This window comes from Halorhabdus sp. CBA1104 (genome assembly GCF_009690625.1).
Taxonomy (GTDB): Archaea; Halobacteriota; Halobacteria; order Halobacteriales; family Haloarculaceae; genus Halorhabdus.
In genome coordinates this window covers 1,300,500-1,315,745 of record NZ_CP033878.1, presented here as the reverse complement: position 1 = coordinate 1,315,745, position 15,246 = coordinate 1,300,500, and the positions used below count along the sequence as shown (strand labels likewise).

Below are 15,246 nucleotides of genomic sequence, written 5' to 3'. Positions count from 1 at the left end.
GTCCGCCGGGGCGTACTCACTCGGGCATGGATGGGGCACTGGGACCGCCGGCCAAGATGGCCGAGCGGCGCGAGGAACTGACGCCGATGTTGAGTCAGTACGTCGAGTTGACCGATCGGTACGACGACGCGCTGGTCCTGTTCCAGTCGGGGGACTTTTATAAGGCGTTCTGTGACGCTGCCGACGTACTCGCGCGAGTCTGTGAGGTCACGCTGACCGAGCGGGAGGATTCGACTGGCACCTACGCCATGACCGGCGTCCCGATCGACAACGCCGAATCCTACGTCGAAACGCTACTGGATGCAGGTTATCGCGTCGCGATCGCCGAGCAAGTCGAGGACCCGGACGCAGTCAGTGGCGTCGTCGACCGTGCTGTCACGCGGATCATCACGCCGGGGACGCTCACCGAGGACGAACTGCTGGGCGGGGCCGAGAACAACTACGTCGCCGCGCTCGCGGCGGCCGATGGGCGCGTCGGTGTGGCCGTCCTCGACGTCTCGACCGGAGACTTCTACGCGACGAGTACTGACGACCGCGAGACCGTCCGTGACGAACTCACCCGCTTCGGTCCGGCAGAGGGCATTGTCGGCCCTGACGCACCGGACCTCTTCGACGGCGCGTGTGCCGTCACCCCCGTCGTGGCGGAGTACTTCGCCGACGAGCACGCCCGCGAACACGTCACCGACTACTTTGGCCCGCCGGATCGACTGCTGGCGACCGACGCCGAGATCCGTGCCTGTGGCGCGCTGCTTGCCTACGCCGAGTACGCCCGTGGCGGCCAGGACGGCCGTCTGGACTATCTCAACCACCTTACGCGATACGACCCGCGGGAGTACATGGTACTCGACGCGGTGGCCCTGGACAGTCTGGAGATCTTCGAACGCCGGACAGTCACGGGTCGCACCGATCTGACACTCGTCGACGTGATGGACGAGACAGCCTGTGCGCTGGGCCGTCGCCGACTGACCGAGTGGCTCCGCCGGCCGTTGCTCGACCGTGACCGGATCGAGGCCCGCCATGGGGCTGTCGAGGAACTCGTCTCGGCCCTGCAAACCCGGGAACGACTGCAAGCACTGCTCGCCGACGTCTACGACATCGAGCGACTCATCTCCCGGGTTTCCCGATCACGGGCCGACGCTCGCGATCTCCGCTCGCTGAAAGACACGCTCGACGTGATTCCGGAGCTCCGGGCGACTTTAGCCGATGCTGAGGCTCCCCTGCTCGCGGACCTTCAGGATCGACTCGACGAGTTAGACGACCTCCGTGGGCTGATCGACGACGCGATCGCTGTCGACCCGCCGACCGAGATCACCGAGGGCGGGATCATCAGTGACGGGTATCACGACCGACTCGACGAATTGCGCGCGACCGAGCGAGCGGGCAAAGACTGGATTACCGACCTAGAGGCAAGCGAGCGCGAACGGACCGGCATCGACTCGCTGAAAGTCGGCCACAACGCTGTCCACGGCTACTACATCGAAGTGACCGACGCGAATCTCGATCGCGTTCCCGAGGACTACCAGCGACGCCAGACGCTGAAAAACGCCGAGCGGTACTACACGCCCGAACTCAAGGAACGCGAAGACGAGATTCTGCGGGCAGCGAGCCAGGCTGAGGACCTCGAATACGACCTGTTCGTCGCGGTTCGCGAGCAGGTCGCCGCCCACTCAGAGCGCGTCCAGGCGGTGGCCGACGCCGTGGCGACTCTGGACGTGCTCGTCTCGTTTGGGACCGTCGCGGCCGAACGCGATTACTGTCGGCCAACCTTCGACGGCGACGCTATCCACGTCGAGGGCGGTCGCCACCCGGTCGTCGAACGCGCCGAGGAGCAGTTCGTGCCCAACGACGTCCACCTCGACGACGATTCGTTCCTCGCGGTAATTACCGGGCCGAACATGAGCGGGAAGTCGACGTACATGCGCCAGGTTGGGCTGCTCACCGTCCTCGCCCAGGCCGGGAGCTTCGTGCCGGCAGCGTCCGCCAGCTTGCGGATCGTCGATCGGGTCTTCACCCGGGTCGGGGCCAGCGACGATATCGCTGGCGGCCGCTCGACGTTCATGGTCGAGATGAGTGAACTCGCGACGATCCTGGCGCAGGCTAGCCCGGACTCGCTGGTCTTGCTCGACGAGGTTGGCCGCGGAACCAGCACCTCGGACGGCCTGGCGATCGCTCGGGCCGTGACCGAACACATCCACGACGAGATCGGTGCGACCACGCTGTTTGCTACCCATCATCACGAGCTGACCGACGTCGCTACGAGCCTCCCGCAGGCGACGAATCTGCACTTCCGGACCGACCGCGACAGCGACGATGTCGCGTTCCCGTACGAGATCGCTCCCGGCCCCGCAGAGGCGTCCTACGGCGTGGAGGTCGCCGCGGTCGCGGGCGTGCCTGGGCCAGTCGTCGACCGGTCTCGGGAGCTGCTCGCTACGACGGACCGTCTCGACGAACCAGTGCCCCGTGAGGCGACCACTAGCGACCCCCCGGAACGAGAGACTGCAGCCGAGACGTTGTCCGCCGAGTTGCAATCGCTCACCGTCGCCGAATTGACGCCGCTCGAAGCACTCAACACGCTCGCGGACTTGCAACGGCTGGCTGGCGAGGGCGCGGACGGAGATTTATAATAGCACCGTCCGTAGCCACAGTCGATGGATATCCATGGCTGCATCGAGGCGATCAACAACCACGAGAAAGAGCTGGTCCTGTTCAACGTGGGCAACGAGGACCGTCTAGGCGAGCACCTGGCTGATTTCTTCGAGACCCAGAACGTCCGGATTTCGACGGCCCGGACGGCCTCCGGACGCCCGGCCGAGGTTGCGGTCCTCAGTGCTGTCGATGGTGTGTTGGCGGTTCTCGATGGATCACTCCTCCGGCAACTGGTGACGGAAACGAACGTGGGTGCCAACGGCGTCGGCTTCGCAGATACAGAATACGAGGCCATCCTCAAACACCTCAAAGAGACCACGTTCACGTCCACCGACCGATCCCAGTTGCATCACGCGTCCAGAGAGATCGAAGACCGGGCCCGGCGTGTCGGCTCTGGCACTTTGTATGCCGGCTTCCAGCGCTTTTCGCTCATGGCAGATCAATCGTCTATCTACGCCGATATCGCCCGCCGCGGGGTAACCGTCCACGCCTTCGGCGTGCCCGACGATCCGGCCCCTGATCTGGGTGGTGCCCAGGTTCATGCAGTCGAGACCGACGAGATTGCCACCACGTGGTTCGTCATCTTCGATGGCGGGGACGAGACGGCCCAAGAGACCGCCCTGCTGGCCGAACAGCGCGGTCCAGAGCAGTTCTACGGTGCCTGGACCTACGATGCGATGCTCGTCGATCGCGTCCGGGCCCATCTCGAAACCGAGTACGTGTGCGATAGTGATATCTCCACGTCAGGCCCACAGTCGAACGAGCCTGGTACCTGATGCATTCGTGGCGACTGTGTCGTTCTGTCTCGCCACGGGGCAGTGCCGAACCGAAAGACTCCCGGCGGTTGGGCTGTGAGGCAGTTACATGGGGAAGACGGGAGACGAGAGCCAACTCGACGATCGACGACGCGAGGAGTTACTCGAGCGTGTGACGCGCAAGTCGGCGACTGTTGGCCAACAGATCCCGACGGCGGTCCAGATCCAGGGCACGGAGATGAACCTCAAGGAATTCGTCTGGGAGACCAAACGCCAGGGCACGGTTCCTCCGGAGTTGCGCGACCGCGTCCGCGAGGTTCGGCGTAAACTCACCGCCGAGCGCGCGGCACGAAAGGAGCGGCTCGAATCGGCCACATTGACCGAATCCGAAGCCGAGGCACTGGCCGATTCGATCGTCGGGATCGATCGCGCCCTCGCAGCCCTACAGAATCTCCACGAACCGGATCTCGCCGAGCGTGCCCGCAAACAAGACGTCCAGAGCAATCGGCGGTGGGTGTCGTTCCTCGACACTATTTTGGAGTGAGGACGGCTCTCCCGTCACGTTCTAGCCGAACACGCGCGCCCAGCCACGGAGCGTCAGCGGCAACACCGTCACCGCCGTCAGATACGAGAGGAACGTACTGACACCGGTTAGCAGGCCGAACTGCCCCAAAATCGGGTTGACGGCGACGGTCATACAGACGACACTTCCCGAGGTCGTCAGCATGCTCGCGGTGATCCCGCCCCCAGTCCCGCTGAGCGTCACGAGCAGCGATTCGTGGACGTCCCCGTTGTCGTCGTATTCGTCGATGAACCGGTGGCTGACGTGGACGGCGTAGGCCACTCCGAGACCGATCGTGATCGCGAGGATCGTCGCCGTCAGCGCGTTGAACGTGATGCCGAGGATGGGCATCGACCCGACTAGCAACACGATCGCGACCGTGACCGGCGCCATCGTCGCCAGCCCAAGCGACCACCGCCCTTCGAGCAGGCCGAAGATCACGACCAGGAACGCCGCTGTCAGCAAGAACGCGACGGCGAAACTGATGATCGCAGAGCTCATCAGCGCCTCAGTCAGTGCCCGGAAGACGATGATGTCGCCCGTCACAACGGCGTCGAACCGGGCGTCGGCGGCGAGCGTGCGCGCGTCCTCGGTGACTTCCTTCTGGCTGGCGCTGGCTTGGACCTGGTAGACGACTTTCGTCGCTCGGCGATCCGCGGTCAGGTACTGGCGGGCCTGGTCCCCGTACTCAGAGGACAGCAACGCCTGATAGATCGCATCGAGGTTCCGATCGGGGACGCCGTTCTCCGAGAGGTCGTTGCGGTCGAGTAGGTCCGCAAATTCCCTGTCCTGTCGGGCAGCCCTCTCCATGACGTCCACGATGCTCTGTGAAACGGCGTGGCCGTCTTTGCGGACGAACGAGTCCGGTGGGTCCGAGCCGACGCGGGAGACGGCTTCGAGGGCGTGATCCCGCCGTAGCGGTCCCTCGACGTACAACGTCACCTGTTCGGTGTTGGTCGTCTCGAACGTGTCGGTGATATAATTCGACGTGGCCGTGATTTCGAACTCGGAGGGGGCAATCTGGTCGGGAATCGCATCGAGCTGTGGCGGGTGATCGGCGTACGGCAGGAAGTCCTCGGTCTCGAACTTCGATTCGACGTTCGTCGCGGACTGGGCGGCGGCTCCAGTTACCAGGAGGATGATCGCAAGCAGAATCAGCGGGTGACGTTTGGCGACGATTGCACTCGATCGGAGGATGTCGCCAAGCCGCGATTCCTCGCCACCGAGTGGCGTGATCGAAAACTGTCTGATGCCCCTCGAGTGCCGCCAGCGATCGACGACGACCTTCAGCGCGGGCAGAAAGACACCGAAGACGGCAAGCGTAAACACCATCCCGACCGCGACGACGAGCCCGAATTCCCGGACGGGTTCGAGGGCACTCGTCACGTTCGCCGAGAACCCGATGACGTTCGTCACCGAGACGATGAAAAAAGCCACCAGCAACTGCCGGTTGGCGATCGACATACTGTCCTCGACTGACTTCCCGGCGACTCGCTCCTCGCGATATCGGTTGACGGCGTGGATCCCGAAGTCGATCCCGACGCCCAGCAACAGGACCGGGACCGCGACCATCATGAGGTTGAAACTGATTCCGGCATAGCCCATGAAGCCGAACGTCCAGACGATAGCCAACAATAGACTCACGAGCGCCAGCACCAGATCGATCGGGTCCCGATAGGCGACGATCAGGAACACGAGAATCAGGACGGTCACCATTGGGACGATCAACGACAGTGACTCGAAGATCGCCCGATCGAAGCCAGCATCCTGGATCGCCGTCCCGAAGACACGAACGTCGCCGTGGCCCGTCTCCGCGACCTGCTTGACCCGCTCTTGGACGGTCTCTAAGGTCGAATCGTCCCCCTCCGGAATCGCGTGTGACACGAGCACGATCGTCGCTGAGGCGTGGGGCTCAGCCAGATTCTGGTCTTCACTCAGTAGCTGGGCGACCTGGGGCCGCCGATCGAGCAGCGTGTGGCTGGCCGCTCGAATCTCCGTTGGCGTTGCCGTCTCGATCGCCTGCCGCTGTGCTGTTGTCGTCGTCGCCAACGGGTCTAGGACTCTGGCGACCCCAGAGGCGAGTCCGGTTACGTCGCCCACCCGGAGCGACGGATCGGCTTCGAGGTCTTCTTGCAGTTCGAGCATCCGGAGCAAGGCCCGCTTCGAGAAGACGTTCTCGTCGCTGACGACGACTTGTGTCGAGTCCTCGCCCGCGTCGAACGTCGCGCCGAACTGGTCGTCGATGAACTGTTGGGTGTGATGCTCGGGGACACTCTCGAAGAACCGCTGGGTGCCGGCGTCGATACTCACGCCCGCCATGCCGCCGGCGAAGATACCACTCAACAGCAGGAAGACGATGATGACTCGGACGGAGTGGTCGACGATCTCTCTGTCGACCGCTCGGACGATATCTTCGTGGTCGATCGAAGGGAGCGGAGTCATTTCTAGAGGTCTGGCAGGGTCTCTCAGTGTGCTGTTACTCTTGGACGTCGGCGGGCCCGGCGCTGTCCGTCCGCCACTCGCCGATCCGATCTCGGAGGCGGTCGACCGCTCCGAACCGCCAGCCGGCGATGCCGACCACGATCACAACGCCGAGGCCACCGATGAGGACGGGCAGTCCCATGCCTGACTCGGGCTGTGCGACGACGACGGGTACGCGGTAGGTATCCGAGAGCGTACTCTCGCCGCGTGCGTTGTCGTAGCGGAAATCCATCGACGCCGAGTAGGTTTTCGCACTGGCCCCGCCGCCGACCGAGAGGTCGAGAGTGACCGTCGTCGATTCGCCCGGCGCGAGTTCCGGAACGAACGCCGAGTCGTCTTCACTGTCGAGCGGATCGTCGGTGAATAGCTTCGCTTGTACGTTCGAGAGCGTTTCGTTCCGGCGGTTCGTTACGGTCACGTCCAACGTTCCACTGGCACCTGGCTCGAAGGTCGCGTCGGTGTCGAGTCCGAACGCGTCCCGGTCCCGACCGAACGCGACGGTGAGGTCACGCGAGTCCGTCGTCTGGATGTCGCCCTGAGAGTCCCGATAGCGGGCCGAGACTTCGAACAACCGCGGTCCGTGCTCGGCTTCGTTCGTGATGCCGACCCGGTGTCGGAAACGCTCGGATTCGCCGGGTTCGAGCTCTCCAACGGCGTAGCGAGCGTTGTAGAAGTTGACAGTCTCGCGCTGTGTCTCGGCGGTGACGACCACGCCCTCGACTGACCGGTTCCCGACGTTCTCGATCTCGCCGACCAGATTACCCTCTTCGCCGACGTGGAGGTCACTTTCTACAGCTGCAAAGTCGAACAGCTGCTCGGCCAGCGGCTCGATCCCGACCATCTTCGTGCGGTCGGGCATGTCGTCGCCGTTTTCGTTCTCGTAACTGACCGAAAGCTCGGCGGCGTAGCGCCGGGTGATCGCGTTCTCGTCGAAGCCGACCCGGAAGGAGACGGTTTTGGTCTCGCCGACCGACCAGTTGCCGACGTGGCTCTGGGCCGTCGGCGTTCCAGTTCGGGGTGGTTCGAGGACGACCCCCTGGGCCTCGATCGGCTCGGGAGTCCCACCCGCGCCGAAGTACACCGCGTCCGTGTTGGAACCGATCGTCAGCGTCGTCTCACTGGCATTGACCGGTCCCTCGTTTCGTACGGTTAGCGTGACCTGGCCCGTGCTCCCGATCGGCACCTCGTGATCGATCGACTGGACGGTAAACTGCGGTTCGGACCGGGGCCGAAACTCGATGTCGTCGGTGTACTGGTTGTTGTTATCGGCCGCGTCGCTGTATTCGAACTCCAGATCGAGCGGGTAGGACCGATTCACTGCGTTGGCGCTGGTCCCGACCTGGAAGGTGATCGAACGAGCCTGGCCGGCCGCCCACTCACTCACCGTTGCGGTGCCCGACCGTGAGGATTCAGAGCCGATGTACACCTCTGAGTCCGGCGTCGACGCTGTCACCGAGAGATCCGAGAAATTCCGGTCTGCGGTGTTGTTCGCCAGGACCGTGACCTGGCCGACGCCGTCGATGGGGACGTTGTGTTCGACAGCGTGGATCGAGAGATGCTCTTTCGCTTGCGGGCGGATCTCGACTTGCTTGTTCCGGGAGTTTTGGTTGTCCGTCTCGTCGGTGTACTCGAATTGCAGATCGATCGGATAGGTTCTGTCAACAGCGTTTTCGGTCGTGCCGACGCGGAACGTGACGCGTTTTGTTTCGCTTGGATTCCACTCGTTGATGACAGTAGTCCCGGACTGAGACGCTTCTGCCCCGAGGTACATCTCTGAGTCTGTAGAGGATGCGGTTAACGAGACATCCTCCAGGGTCTTGCTTGCGGTGTTGACAATGATGAACGTCGCTGTCCCTTCGCCATCCCGTGGCACGTTGTGATTGACCTCTTCGACCGAGAGGTGATCTGCATCCTGTGGAATAAACTCAACACTTTTGGTCCGCTGATTGTCGGAGTTTTCTGAACCTGTATAGTCGATCGTGAGGTCTAATGTGTATGGGCGCTCAACAGCGGAATCACTTGTTCCGACACGGAACTGGATCTCCTCGTTCTCGTTTTCTTTGAGTGTACCGATCGTCGTCGTCGCAGACGCAGATGATTCAGTACCGAGGTAGGTTGTGGAGTCCGTTGTCCTTGCCGTCACTGAGACGTCTGATACGTCACTCGCTGCGATCCGATCTAGCTCGATAGTGACCGTTCCCTCGCCGCCCCGCGGGACATCATGATTGACAATCTCCGTTTCGAACCGGTCACGACTTTCGGGCGTGAAGTCGACAATTTTCGTCCGAGAGTTGTCGTTATCTTCTCCATCGGTGTACTCAAATTGCAGTTGAATGGGATACGCCTGCTCGACTGCCGCATCAGTCGTTCCGACACGGAAGGTAAATTCGTGAGCTGCCTTGTCACTCCATGTGTCGATAGTTGTCGTCGAAGACCGCGAGGACTGGGCCCCAAGATACACGTCCGGGGCCGTCGTCGAGGCAGTCACCGTCACGTCCTCGATGGTCTTATTCGTGATCTGTCGTGCAAGGATATCGATCGTCCCTTCTCCGTTTACTGGGATATCGTGGTTAATTCGTCCAATCTCGAACTGCTCACGGTCACCAGGCGTAAATTCGAGCTGTTTCGTCCGGGTGTTGTCATTGTCGTTGGCATCGGTAAAATCGAATTCGAGATCGATTGGATAGGGTCGATCGACGGCACTTTCGGTCGTTCCGACGCGGAACGTCAGCGTCTGTGTTCCGTTACGGTTCCACGTGTCGACAGTTGTCGTCGAAGACCGCGAGGACTGGGCCCCAAGATACACGTCCGGGGCCGTCGTCGAGGCAGTCACCATCACGTCCTCGAAAGACTTGTTGGCGACCTGTGTGACGTTGATTGAAAGGGTCCCTTCGCCGTTTTCCGGCACCGTATGCGAGATGCCATCGACGGCAAAGAAGTCACGTTTATCCGGGACAAATTCGAGGGTGTCTGTCTGAGAATTGTCGTTGTTCGCCGCGTCGGTGTACTCGATGGTTGCGTCGAGTGGGTATGCCCTCTCGACGGCGCTCTCAGCTGTTCCTACACGGGCAGTCACGGTCCGGCGTTCACCCGATTCCCACTGCTCGATCACTGTGGTCGCTGACTGCGAGGAACTCCCACCGACAGTGACTGTAGAATCACTGCTTGCCGTCGTTATTGTAACATCGGAAAAATTTTCTTTTCTGGTATTCCTAATGGAGAAGGTTACGATCCCCTCTCCATTTTGGGGCACGTCGTGATCAGCAATCGAGACGTTGAACGGATCGCTCTTTTCCGGCGTGAACTCAAGGAAAGAACTTCGAGCATTGTCGTTGTCGTCGGCGTCAGTGTACTCGAACTGGAGTTCGATCGGATAGGAACGGTTGATAGCGTTTTCAGTCGTACCGACACGGAACGTGAAGGTCGTCTCTTCCCCACCCTCCCAGTTGTCGAGGAACGTCCTCGATGACCGTGAGGATTCGCTCCCGAGATAGACTTCCGTGGCAGTCGTTGAGGCCGTCACTGCAACGTCTTCGATTGTTTTCCCTGCTGTCTGGTTGACCGTGACTGAGAGCGTCCCTTCCCCGCTCCGAGGCACGTCGTGTGTTACCGAAACAACGTTGAATCGCGTCCGATTCTGAGGGGTGACTCCGATCGGTTCGCTGCTCGACTGTTGGGTTCCATCACTATCCGTATATCTGACAGATACGTCGACCGGATACTCACGCTTGACGGCACTCTCGACGGTCCCAGCACGGAACTCGAGCTGTTTGGTCTCGCCGGCATCCCAATCGCCGACGTTTGCCTCGGACGTTGCCGTCCCCGAGCCAAAGTAGAAGTTCGAATCGCTCGAAGTCACTGAGACTGCCGTCTCGGTCACGTCTTCGTCACCGGTGTTCGTGATGTCCAGGATGACCGTCCCTTCACCGCCCAAGGGCACGTCGTGATCGACGTTGTCCACCTCGAAGCGGGCTTCTGGTTCGATCACCACTGTGATCGTATCTGTTTCCGTTCGGGTCACGACCGTCTCGTTGTACGCGTACTCGCCGTCCGCAACTTCTTCGTAGGTGACTTGTTCGGCGTGGCGATATTCGGTCGTCACCTCCATCTCGTAGGTCCCGGCCGCGGCGTCCTCGTCGACGACGACGTTGAACGAATGGGGGCCACTGGACTCGCCGTCCTGGACGGTGCCGATCGACTGTGAGCCAGTCTCGACCGACAACGGTGCCCCTCTCGTATCGGAGATGTCCAGGCTCACCGACCGCGCTTCACCCGCGCGTGAGCGCGCTTCCGACGGGTGGGTCGCGTTGTTGTCGTCGTAGGTCGCATCGTTCGTGATCGTGATCCCGACGGCCCCGTTCTGGCCGGGATTGAGCCGCGCGTCGGGTGCTGAGGCGTTCAACTGCGGTGTCCCTTCGATCGTCGACGAATTGGCCGCACTGACGACGCCGATTCCGCCTGGGAGGACGCCAGTGAGGCTACTGAGGACGACTAGCGTGGCGATACTGACTGCCCCTAGTTTCCGTCTCGGTCCGGCCCGGTCAGAACGGTCCATATTCTTACGTAGGCCCGCTTGCCCGGATAACGGTTGGCAAACTTGGAACAACTACATACCTGTTTCTTTATATTATTGTGTCTGCATATACGGAAAAATACGGCGCATGGGGGGAGAAATATCGACTGGCGATCGGGATAAACAAACTCACCGAAGTGTATTTCTATTCTCATCCCCAACGACGATCATGACAGATTTGCGTGATCTCGGTCTGTCCAGTTACGAAGACCGCGCCTATCGGAGTATGCTTGGGCTCGGCCCGGTTTCGGCGATGGAACTGGCCGAGGCCAGCGGCGTCCCGGAGGGGCGGATTTACGATGTCCTCGATAGTCTGGAAACGCGTGGCCTCGTGCGTGCTCAGACTCACAGCCGACCGAAACAGTATCTCGCTGTCGAACCGGCGGTCGCCATCGACCGACTGGTCGAGACTCGCAGCCGCGAATTGCGTGCGGAAATCGATCGGTACGAAGTTCTTGGCGACCAGCTCGTCGAGGAATTGTCGGCTGAAACGACCGTCGACGAGCGGTTCCTGACGACGGCGATCGGGACCGCAGACGCGACCGAGTTACTGCTCGAACGGATCGAGATGGCCGACGAAGAAGTAGTGATGGTCGCGGACGTGTTCACCTCGGAGTTCGACGTGGCAGAGATGGGACCGAACGTCCTCGATCACGTCGGTGCTGCCATCGAACGTGGCGTGGACATCTCGTTGTTAGTACCCCGCGATCTCGTCGCGGAGGTCCCCGGTGGCCTCCTCGAACGGATCGAACACCCGCCGTTCGACGACGATGCCTTTCGCGTTCGCTTCACTGACCGGCTCCACGGCGGGTTCTTCCTCATCGATCACGTCGAGCTGTGTTTCGAGGTGACCAACCCGATGGAGCCAGACGCTGTCGTCGGACTGCTCAACGTCAAAGATCCCTCGTTTGCTCTGGAGCTCGAATCACAGTTCCGGAAACACTGGGAGCAAGCCGAACGGTACGATCCAGGCGACGACCCATCCGGCAGCCACTGACGCGTTCGAGGGGCCGTGTCCCCTTACAGACTGGTCCAATCGCTGGGGTCGGCTGTGAGCCCCCGAACCTGTGCCTCCCGGGTCCCGTCGCGTTCCCGGATGTCGATCAGTCCATCGAAAGCCTGTTTGATGACCTGCAGGGTTTGCTCGTCGTGGGCGCTGGCATCGATCGTGAACAGACCGAGGTACTCGGTAGCATCGAGCCGCGACGAGAGGACGTGACAGAACTTGAAGACTGTCTTCCGGTCAGTGTAGGTCAGCATCGTCGACAGCGAGGACAGAGCGAGCCGTCCACTATCGACCCCCTGATCGTGGAGTGCCTCCAAGGCTTCGGTGAAGCCGATCCCGATCCCGGTCAGATCGCCCGGTGAGGCGACGTGGTGGACGAAGATACCGTCTTGGGGTCGTGACTCGGCACTACTTTGATCGCCAGCACAGTCGACGATTCCCAGGTTGTATGCTTCGCCACTGACACGCTCGTCGAACGTCTCGATGACTGTTTCGGCTCGGTCTCCCGTCGAGACGATCACCGCGCCCTGGCCGGAAGCGGCACCGTCCGCGAGAATATCGTAGGCCAACGCCTCCTTTCCGGTCATCGCCGGCCCCGAGACGAGGATACTGGTCCCTGGACGGACAGCTTCGAGTGCCTCCACGTCCAGTACTGATGAGAGGTCGTACATGGTCTCTGGGCTGTCAGTGTTCGTCGCCATTGCTCAACTCCCGCAATGTCGCGATGAAGTCTTCGTCGTTCTCGACGCCACCGAGCGTCTGTGAGAGGTCTCCCCGCAGATCTTCGACGCGCTCGGTCAGCGTCGCGTATTGTTCACTTTCGGCGAGTTCGGCGCTGCTCTTGGTCGCTTCTAGGGTTGCCTGCTTCTCGACGAGAGAGTAGTATTCCTGGAGGAGATCGTCGTATTCGGAGCGTTCGAGCAGGTTCGAGACCGTCTCGTGGAGTTCGTCACTCCGGATCGGCTTGGTCAGATACGAGTCGAATCCCATCTCCAGAATATCGAAATCGGGTTCGACCGCCGTCACCATCGCGACGCGACAGTCACTGTCACTGTCTCTGATGCGCTCTAAGACCTCGTCACCGGAGAGTCCCGGCATCATCCGGTCGAGCAAGACGACCGCAACGTCGTCGTCTAACAGTTCCAGTGCTTCGCTCCCGTCGCCGGCCATACGCACCTCGTATTGGTCCTGTAACCAGAGATTGTACGTTTCGGCCACGTCCGGTTCATCTTCGACGATGAGGACGGCTGGCGGTTCGGAATCAGACATCGGCCATCTACCGTGAGACAACTACCTCCTGCTACATATCACTGTGGGTCTGGTCGACTTCGACGCCCGCGGGGAGCCGGCCAAACCAGGGGCCGCCTTGCTGTTCAGGTCGGCACGGGACCGCGAGCGAACCCGACACTACAAAAGGTGGTCGCCACCTACTGTCCGACCATGATCGACAATCTCGCAACTGGTGTCGAGGGATTCACGAGTAACACGTTCCTGGTTCAGGGCGACCGTACCGTCTTGATCGACGCCGGCAACGGCTTCGACGTTGTCGATGCCATCAGCGCACACACTGACGATTTGGACGCCGTAGTGTTGACTCACACCCACCCCGATCACGTGGGCAACCTCGCGGCGGTCACGGACGCCTTCGACGTCGACGTCTGGGGATTCGATCCGACTGTCGAGGGCGTCGATCGGGAACTGGCCGACGAAGCGACGGTCACACTCGGCGACCACGAGTATACCGCCCTCCACACGCCGGGCCACAAGAACGACCACATCTGTTTGTACGGGGCTGACCCTGGCATCTTGTTCGCTGGTGACCTCGTCTTCGAGAACGGTGGCTTCGGGCGGACGGATCTCGAAGAGGGGGATCGCGACCTGCTGATCGAGAGTATCGATCGGGTCCTGGATGTCGTCTCTGCCGATCTCGGGCAACTCCACGTCGGGCACGGCCCGAGCGTGACAACTGATCCCTACGAGAGTATCAAACTCGCTTACCGAGCCGCCCGGATGTGAGGCGCTGTTTTCTCGGCTGTCACTCCAGTGCCGCGGCCACCAGCGCGTCGTAGGCTGGCTCGTAGGCGTCGGCGACGGCCGCCGGATCAGCGCGCTGGTCGCTGGTCAGGGCCGGCAGCGTCACCGAAGCGATCGGGTCGACGAGATCGACAACTGAGGGTACACGTTCTTCGAGACGCCCATGTGCGGCCGAACCCGAGGCAACCGTACAGGCCTTCGTATATCGTCGTCCCGGATAGATCCGTGCCCGCCGGGGCTCGACGACGGCGACGGCGTCGGGCTCGAAGTCAGTGAGTGGGCGTGCAACGTCCCCGTAGGACTCGACGACCGCGCGGTCGGCAGCCGCGATCGTCTCGGTAATTTCCGTCAGTGCTTGGAGGTGTCGTCGCTCGGTTGCCGCATCGAGTTCGTCGACTGACTTGACGACGGTTGCATCCTCGAGAGGGAGGTGCTCGCGGGCCGATTCGGGCACGTCGACGGTCCCATTCCGGAGGTACTGCCCACCGACTCGATCGAGCAGGAACTGTCGGTCCGGCCGCCCAACCAGCCCGGAACCACCCCCTGGGTCGGGTCGCCACAGCCGGTGGATCGGATTGATCGACTCGGGGCGACGATCGCCAGGGCTAGCTGTGGCTAGTCGCTTCGCGTCTTTCCCATAGAGGCGTCCGGCCTCGATCGCTCGTCGATAGTCGTCCTGATCGAACCAGTAGTCGTTGCCCGCCCGCGGTTTGAACCCGGCCGCACCCGTTCGTTCGATCAATCCGACCGAGAACGTCGTCTTGCCGGCGTCGACGCGATCGCCACCGGCCACCAGGAGCTTCATTCTTCAGCGGCCAGCCCGTAGTGACCCGGCTCCGCGTCGCTGTCTGGCTCCGCGAAGACGAACTCGTCGGCGTACTTCAGCATCCAGGGGATTGCCCAGTCGAGCAGGACGTTTTCGGTATCGACGTCGAGTTCGGCATCCGGGTCGACACCCTGGAGGAGACGCGCGACCTCGTAGATGGTGTACATCCGGTCTGAGTCCAGTACGTCCGCCGGTTCGCGAAAGGCAAGCGGCCGCAGATCGTCGAAGTCCGCTTTCGGTCGTGGCATAGCCCTGCGTACCCACTCTCTCGGGGTAAGTCCCTCGAAACGCTCGCCTGCATCGAGCCAAGCGAGTCGACGGATCCAGCGAACGACTCGCTAAAACTTTCCTGTCTGTGAGAGT

Annotated in this window: 11 protein-coding genes; 5 read left to right on the top strand and 6 right to left on the bottom strand. The window is 61.7% G+C overall.

Going from position 1 to position 15,246, the window contains the following annotated elements:
- Window positions 1-26 precede the first annotated feature (26 nt).
- From mutS to Hrd1104_RS06665, 3 genes are all read left to right on the top strand, one after another.
- Window positions 27-2,624, top strand: a complete 2,598-nt coding sequence (mutS, locus tag Hrd1104_RS06675; protein ID WP_154552016.1) for a DNA mismatch repair protein MutS — start codon at window positions 27-29, stop codon at window positions 2,622-2,624.
- Between the two features lie 24 nt (window positions 2,625-2,648).
- Window positions 2,649-3,422 carry a DICT sensory domain-containing protein gene (locus tag Hrd1104_RS06670; protein WP_154552015.1) on the top strand — a complete coding sequence of 258 codons (774 nt, stop codon included), beginning with the start codon at window positions 2,649-2,651 and terminating at the stop codon, window positions 3,420-3,422.
- Window positions 3,423-3,510: 88 nt separating this feature from the next.
- A complete protein-coding gene (locus Hrd1104_RS06665) occupies window positions 3,511-3,945 on the top strand; it encodes a DUF5788 family protein (RefSeq protein WP_154552014.1) in 435 nt (144 codons plus the stop codon).
- Between the two features lie 21 nt (window positions 3,946-3,966).
- On the opposite strand, the gene Hrd1104_RS06660 is transcribed toward Hrd1104_RS06665, so the two are convergent.
- Window positions 3,967-6,405, bottom strand: coding sequence for an RND family transporter (locus tag Hrd1104_RS06660; RefSeq protein ID WP_154552013.1), 2,439 nt, complete (start codon window positions 6,403-6,405; stop codon window positions 3,967-3,969).
- A gap of 34 nt (window positions 6,406-6,439) precedes the next feature.
- Window positions 6,440-10,999 (bottom strand): COG1361 S-layer family protein, encoded by a 4,560-nt coding sequence (locus Hrd1104_RS06655; RefSeq protein ID WP_154552012.1) that lies wholly within the window; start codon window positions 10,997-10,999, stop codon window positions 6,440-6,442.
- Between the two features lie 187 nt (window positions 11,000-11,186).
- Here Hrd1104_RS06655 and Hrd1104_RS06650 point away from each other — a divergent pair, with 187 nt between their 5' ends.
- Complete coding sequence (locus Hrd1104_RS06650; protein WP_195837646.1) at window positions 11,187-12,014, top strand: TrmB family transcriptional regulator; 828 nt, start codon at window positions 11,187-11,189, stop codon at window positions 12,012-12,014.
- A gap of 23 nt (window positions 12,015-12,037) precedes the next feature.
- On the opposite strand, the gene Hrd1104_RS06645 is transcribed toward Hrd1104_RS06650, so the two are convergent.
- A complete protein-coding gene (locus Hrd1104_RS06645; RefSeq protein ID WP_154553212.1) occupies window positions 12,038-12,694 on the bottom strand; it encodes a hypothetical protein in 657 nt (218 codons plus the stop codon).
- Window positions 12,695-12,707: 13 nt separating this feature from the next.
- On the bottom strand, window positions 12,708-13,292 hold the full coding sequence (locus Hrd1104_RS06640) for a response regulator transcription factor (protein WP_154552010.1): 585 nt from the start codon (window positions 13,290-13,292) through the stop codon (window positions 12,708-12,710).
- A gap of 171 nt (window positions 13,293-13,463) precedes the next feature.
- Here Hrd1104_RS06640 and Hrd1104_RS06635 point away from each other — a divergent pair, with 171 nt between their 5' ends.
- Entirely contained in the window at window positions 13,464-14,039 is a 576-nt protein-coding gene (locus Hrd1104_RS06635; RefSeq protein ID WP_154552009.1) for an MBL fold metallo-hydrolase, read from the top strand.
- A 19-nt stretch (window positions 14,040-14,058) separates the two neighbouring features.
- On the opposite strand, the gene Hrd1104_RS06630 is transcribed toward Hrd1104_RS06635, so the two are convergent.
- Window positions 14,059-14,862, bottom strand: a complete 804-nt coding sequence (locus Hrd1104_RS06630; protein ID WP_154552008.1) for an ATPase — start codon at window positions 14,860-14,862, stop codon at window positions 14,059-14,061.
- Complete coding sequence (locus tag Hrd1104_RS06625) at window positions 14,859-15,131, bottom strand: DUF5827 family protein (RefSeq protein WP_154552007.1); 273 nt, start codon at window positions 15,129-15,131, stop codon at window positions 14,859-14,861. Before Hrd1104_RS06625 ends, Hrd1104_RS06630 begins: the two co-directional genes overlap by 4 nt.
- Window positions 15,132-15,246: the final 115 nt, after the last annotated feature.

Bases quoted from the DNA above. Each gene is read 5' to 3' on its own strand.
- mutS (WP_154552016.1), top strand. From the start codon at position 27: ATGGATGGGGCACTGGGACCGCCGGCCAAGATGGCCGAGCGGCGCGAG.
- Hrd1104_RS06670 (WP_154552015.1), top strand. From the start codon at position 2,649: ATGGATATCCATGGCTGCATCGAGGCGATCAACAACCACGAGAAAGAG.
- Hrd1104_RS06665 (WP_154552014.1), top strand. From the start codon at position 3,511: ATGGGGAAGACGGGAGACGAGAGCCAACTCGACGATCGACGACGCGAG.
- Hrd1104_RS06660 (WP_154552013.1), bottom strand. From the start codon at position 6,405: ATGACTCCGCTCCCTTCGATCGACCACGAAGATATCGTCCGAGCGGTC.
- Hrd1104_RS06655 (WP_154552012.1), bottom strand. From the start codon at position 10,999: ATGGACCGTTCTGACCGGGCCGGACCGAGACGGAAACTAGGGGCAGTC.
- Hrd1104_RS06650 (WP_195837646.1), top strand. From the start codon at position 11,187: ATGACAGATTTGCGTGATCTCGGTCTGTCCAGTTACGAAGACCGCGCC.
- Hrd1104_RS06645 (WP_154553212.1), bottom strand. From the start codon at position 12,694: ATGTACGACCTCTCATCAGTACTGGACGTGGAGGCACTCGAAGCTGTC.
- Hrd1104_RS06640 (WP_154552010.1), bottom strand. From the start codon at position 13,292: ATGTCTGATTCCGAACCGCCAGCCGTCCTCATCGTCGAAGATGAACCG.
- Hrd1104_RS06635 (WP_154552009.1), top strand. From the start codon at position 13,464: ATGATCGACAATCTCGCAACTGGTGTCGAGGGATTCACGAGTAACACG.
- Hrd1104_RS06630 (WP_154552008.1), bottom strand. From the start codon at position 14,862: ATGAAGCTCCTGGTGGCCGGTGGCGATCGCGTCGACGCCGGCAAGACG.
- Hrd1104_RS06625 (WP_154552007.1), bottom strand. From the start codon at position 15,131: ATGCCACGACCGAAAGCGGACTTCGACGATCTGCGGCCGCTTGCCTTT.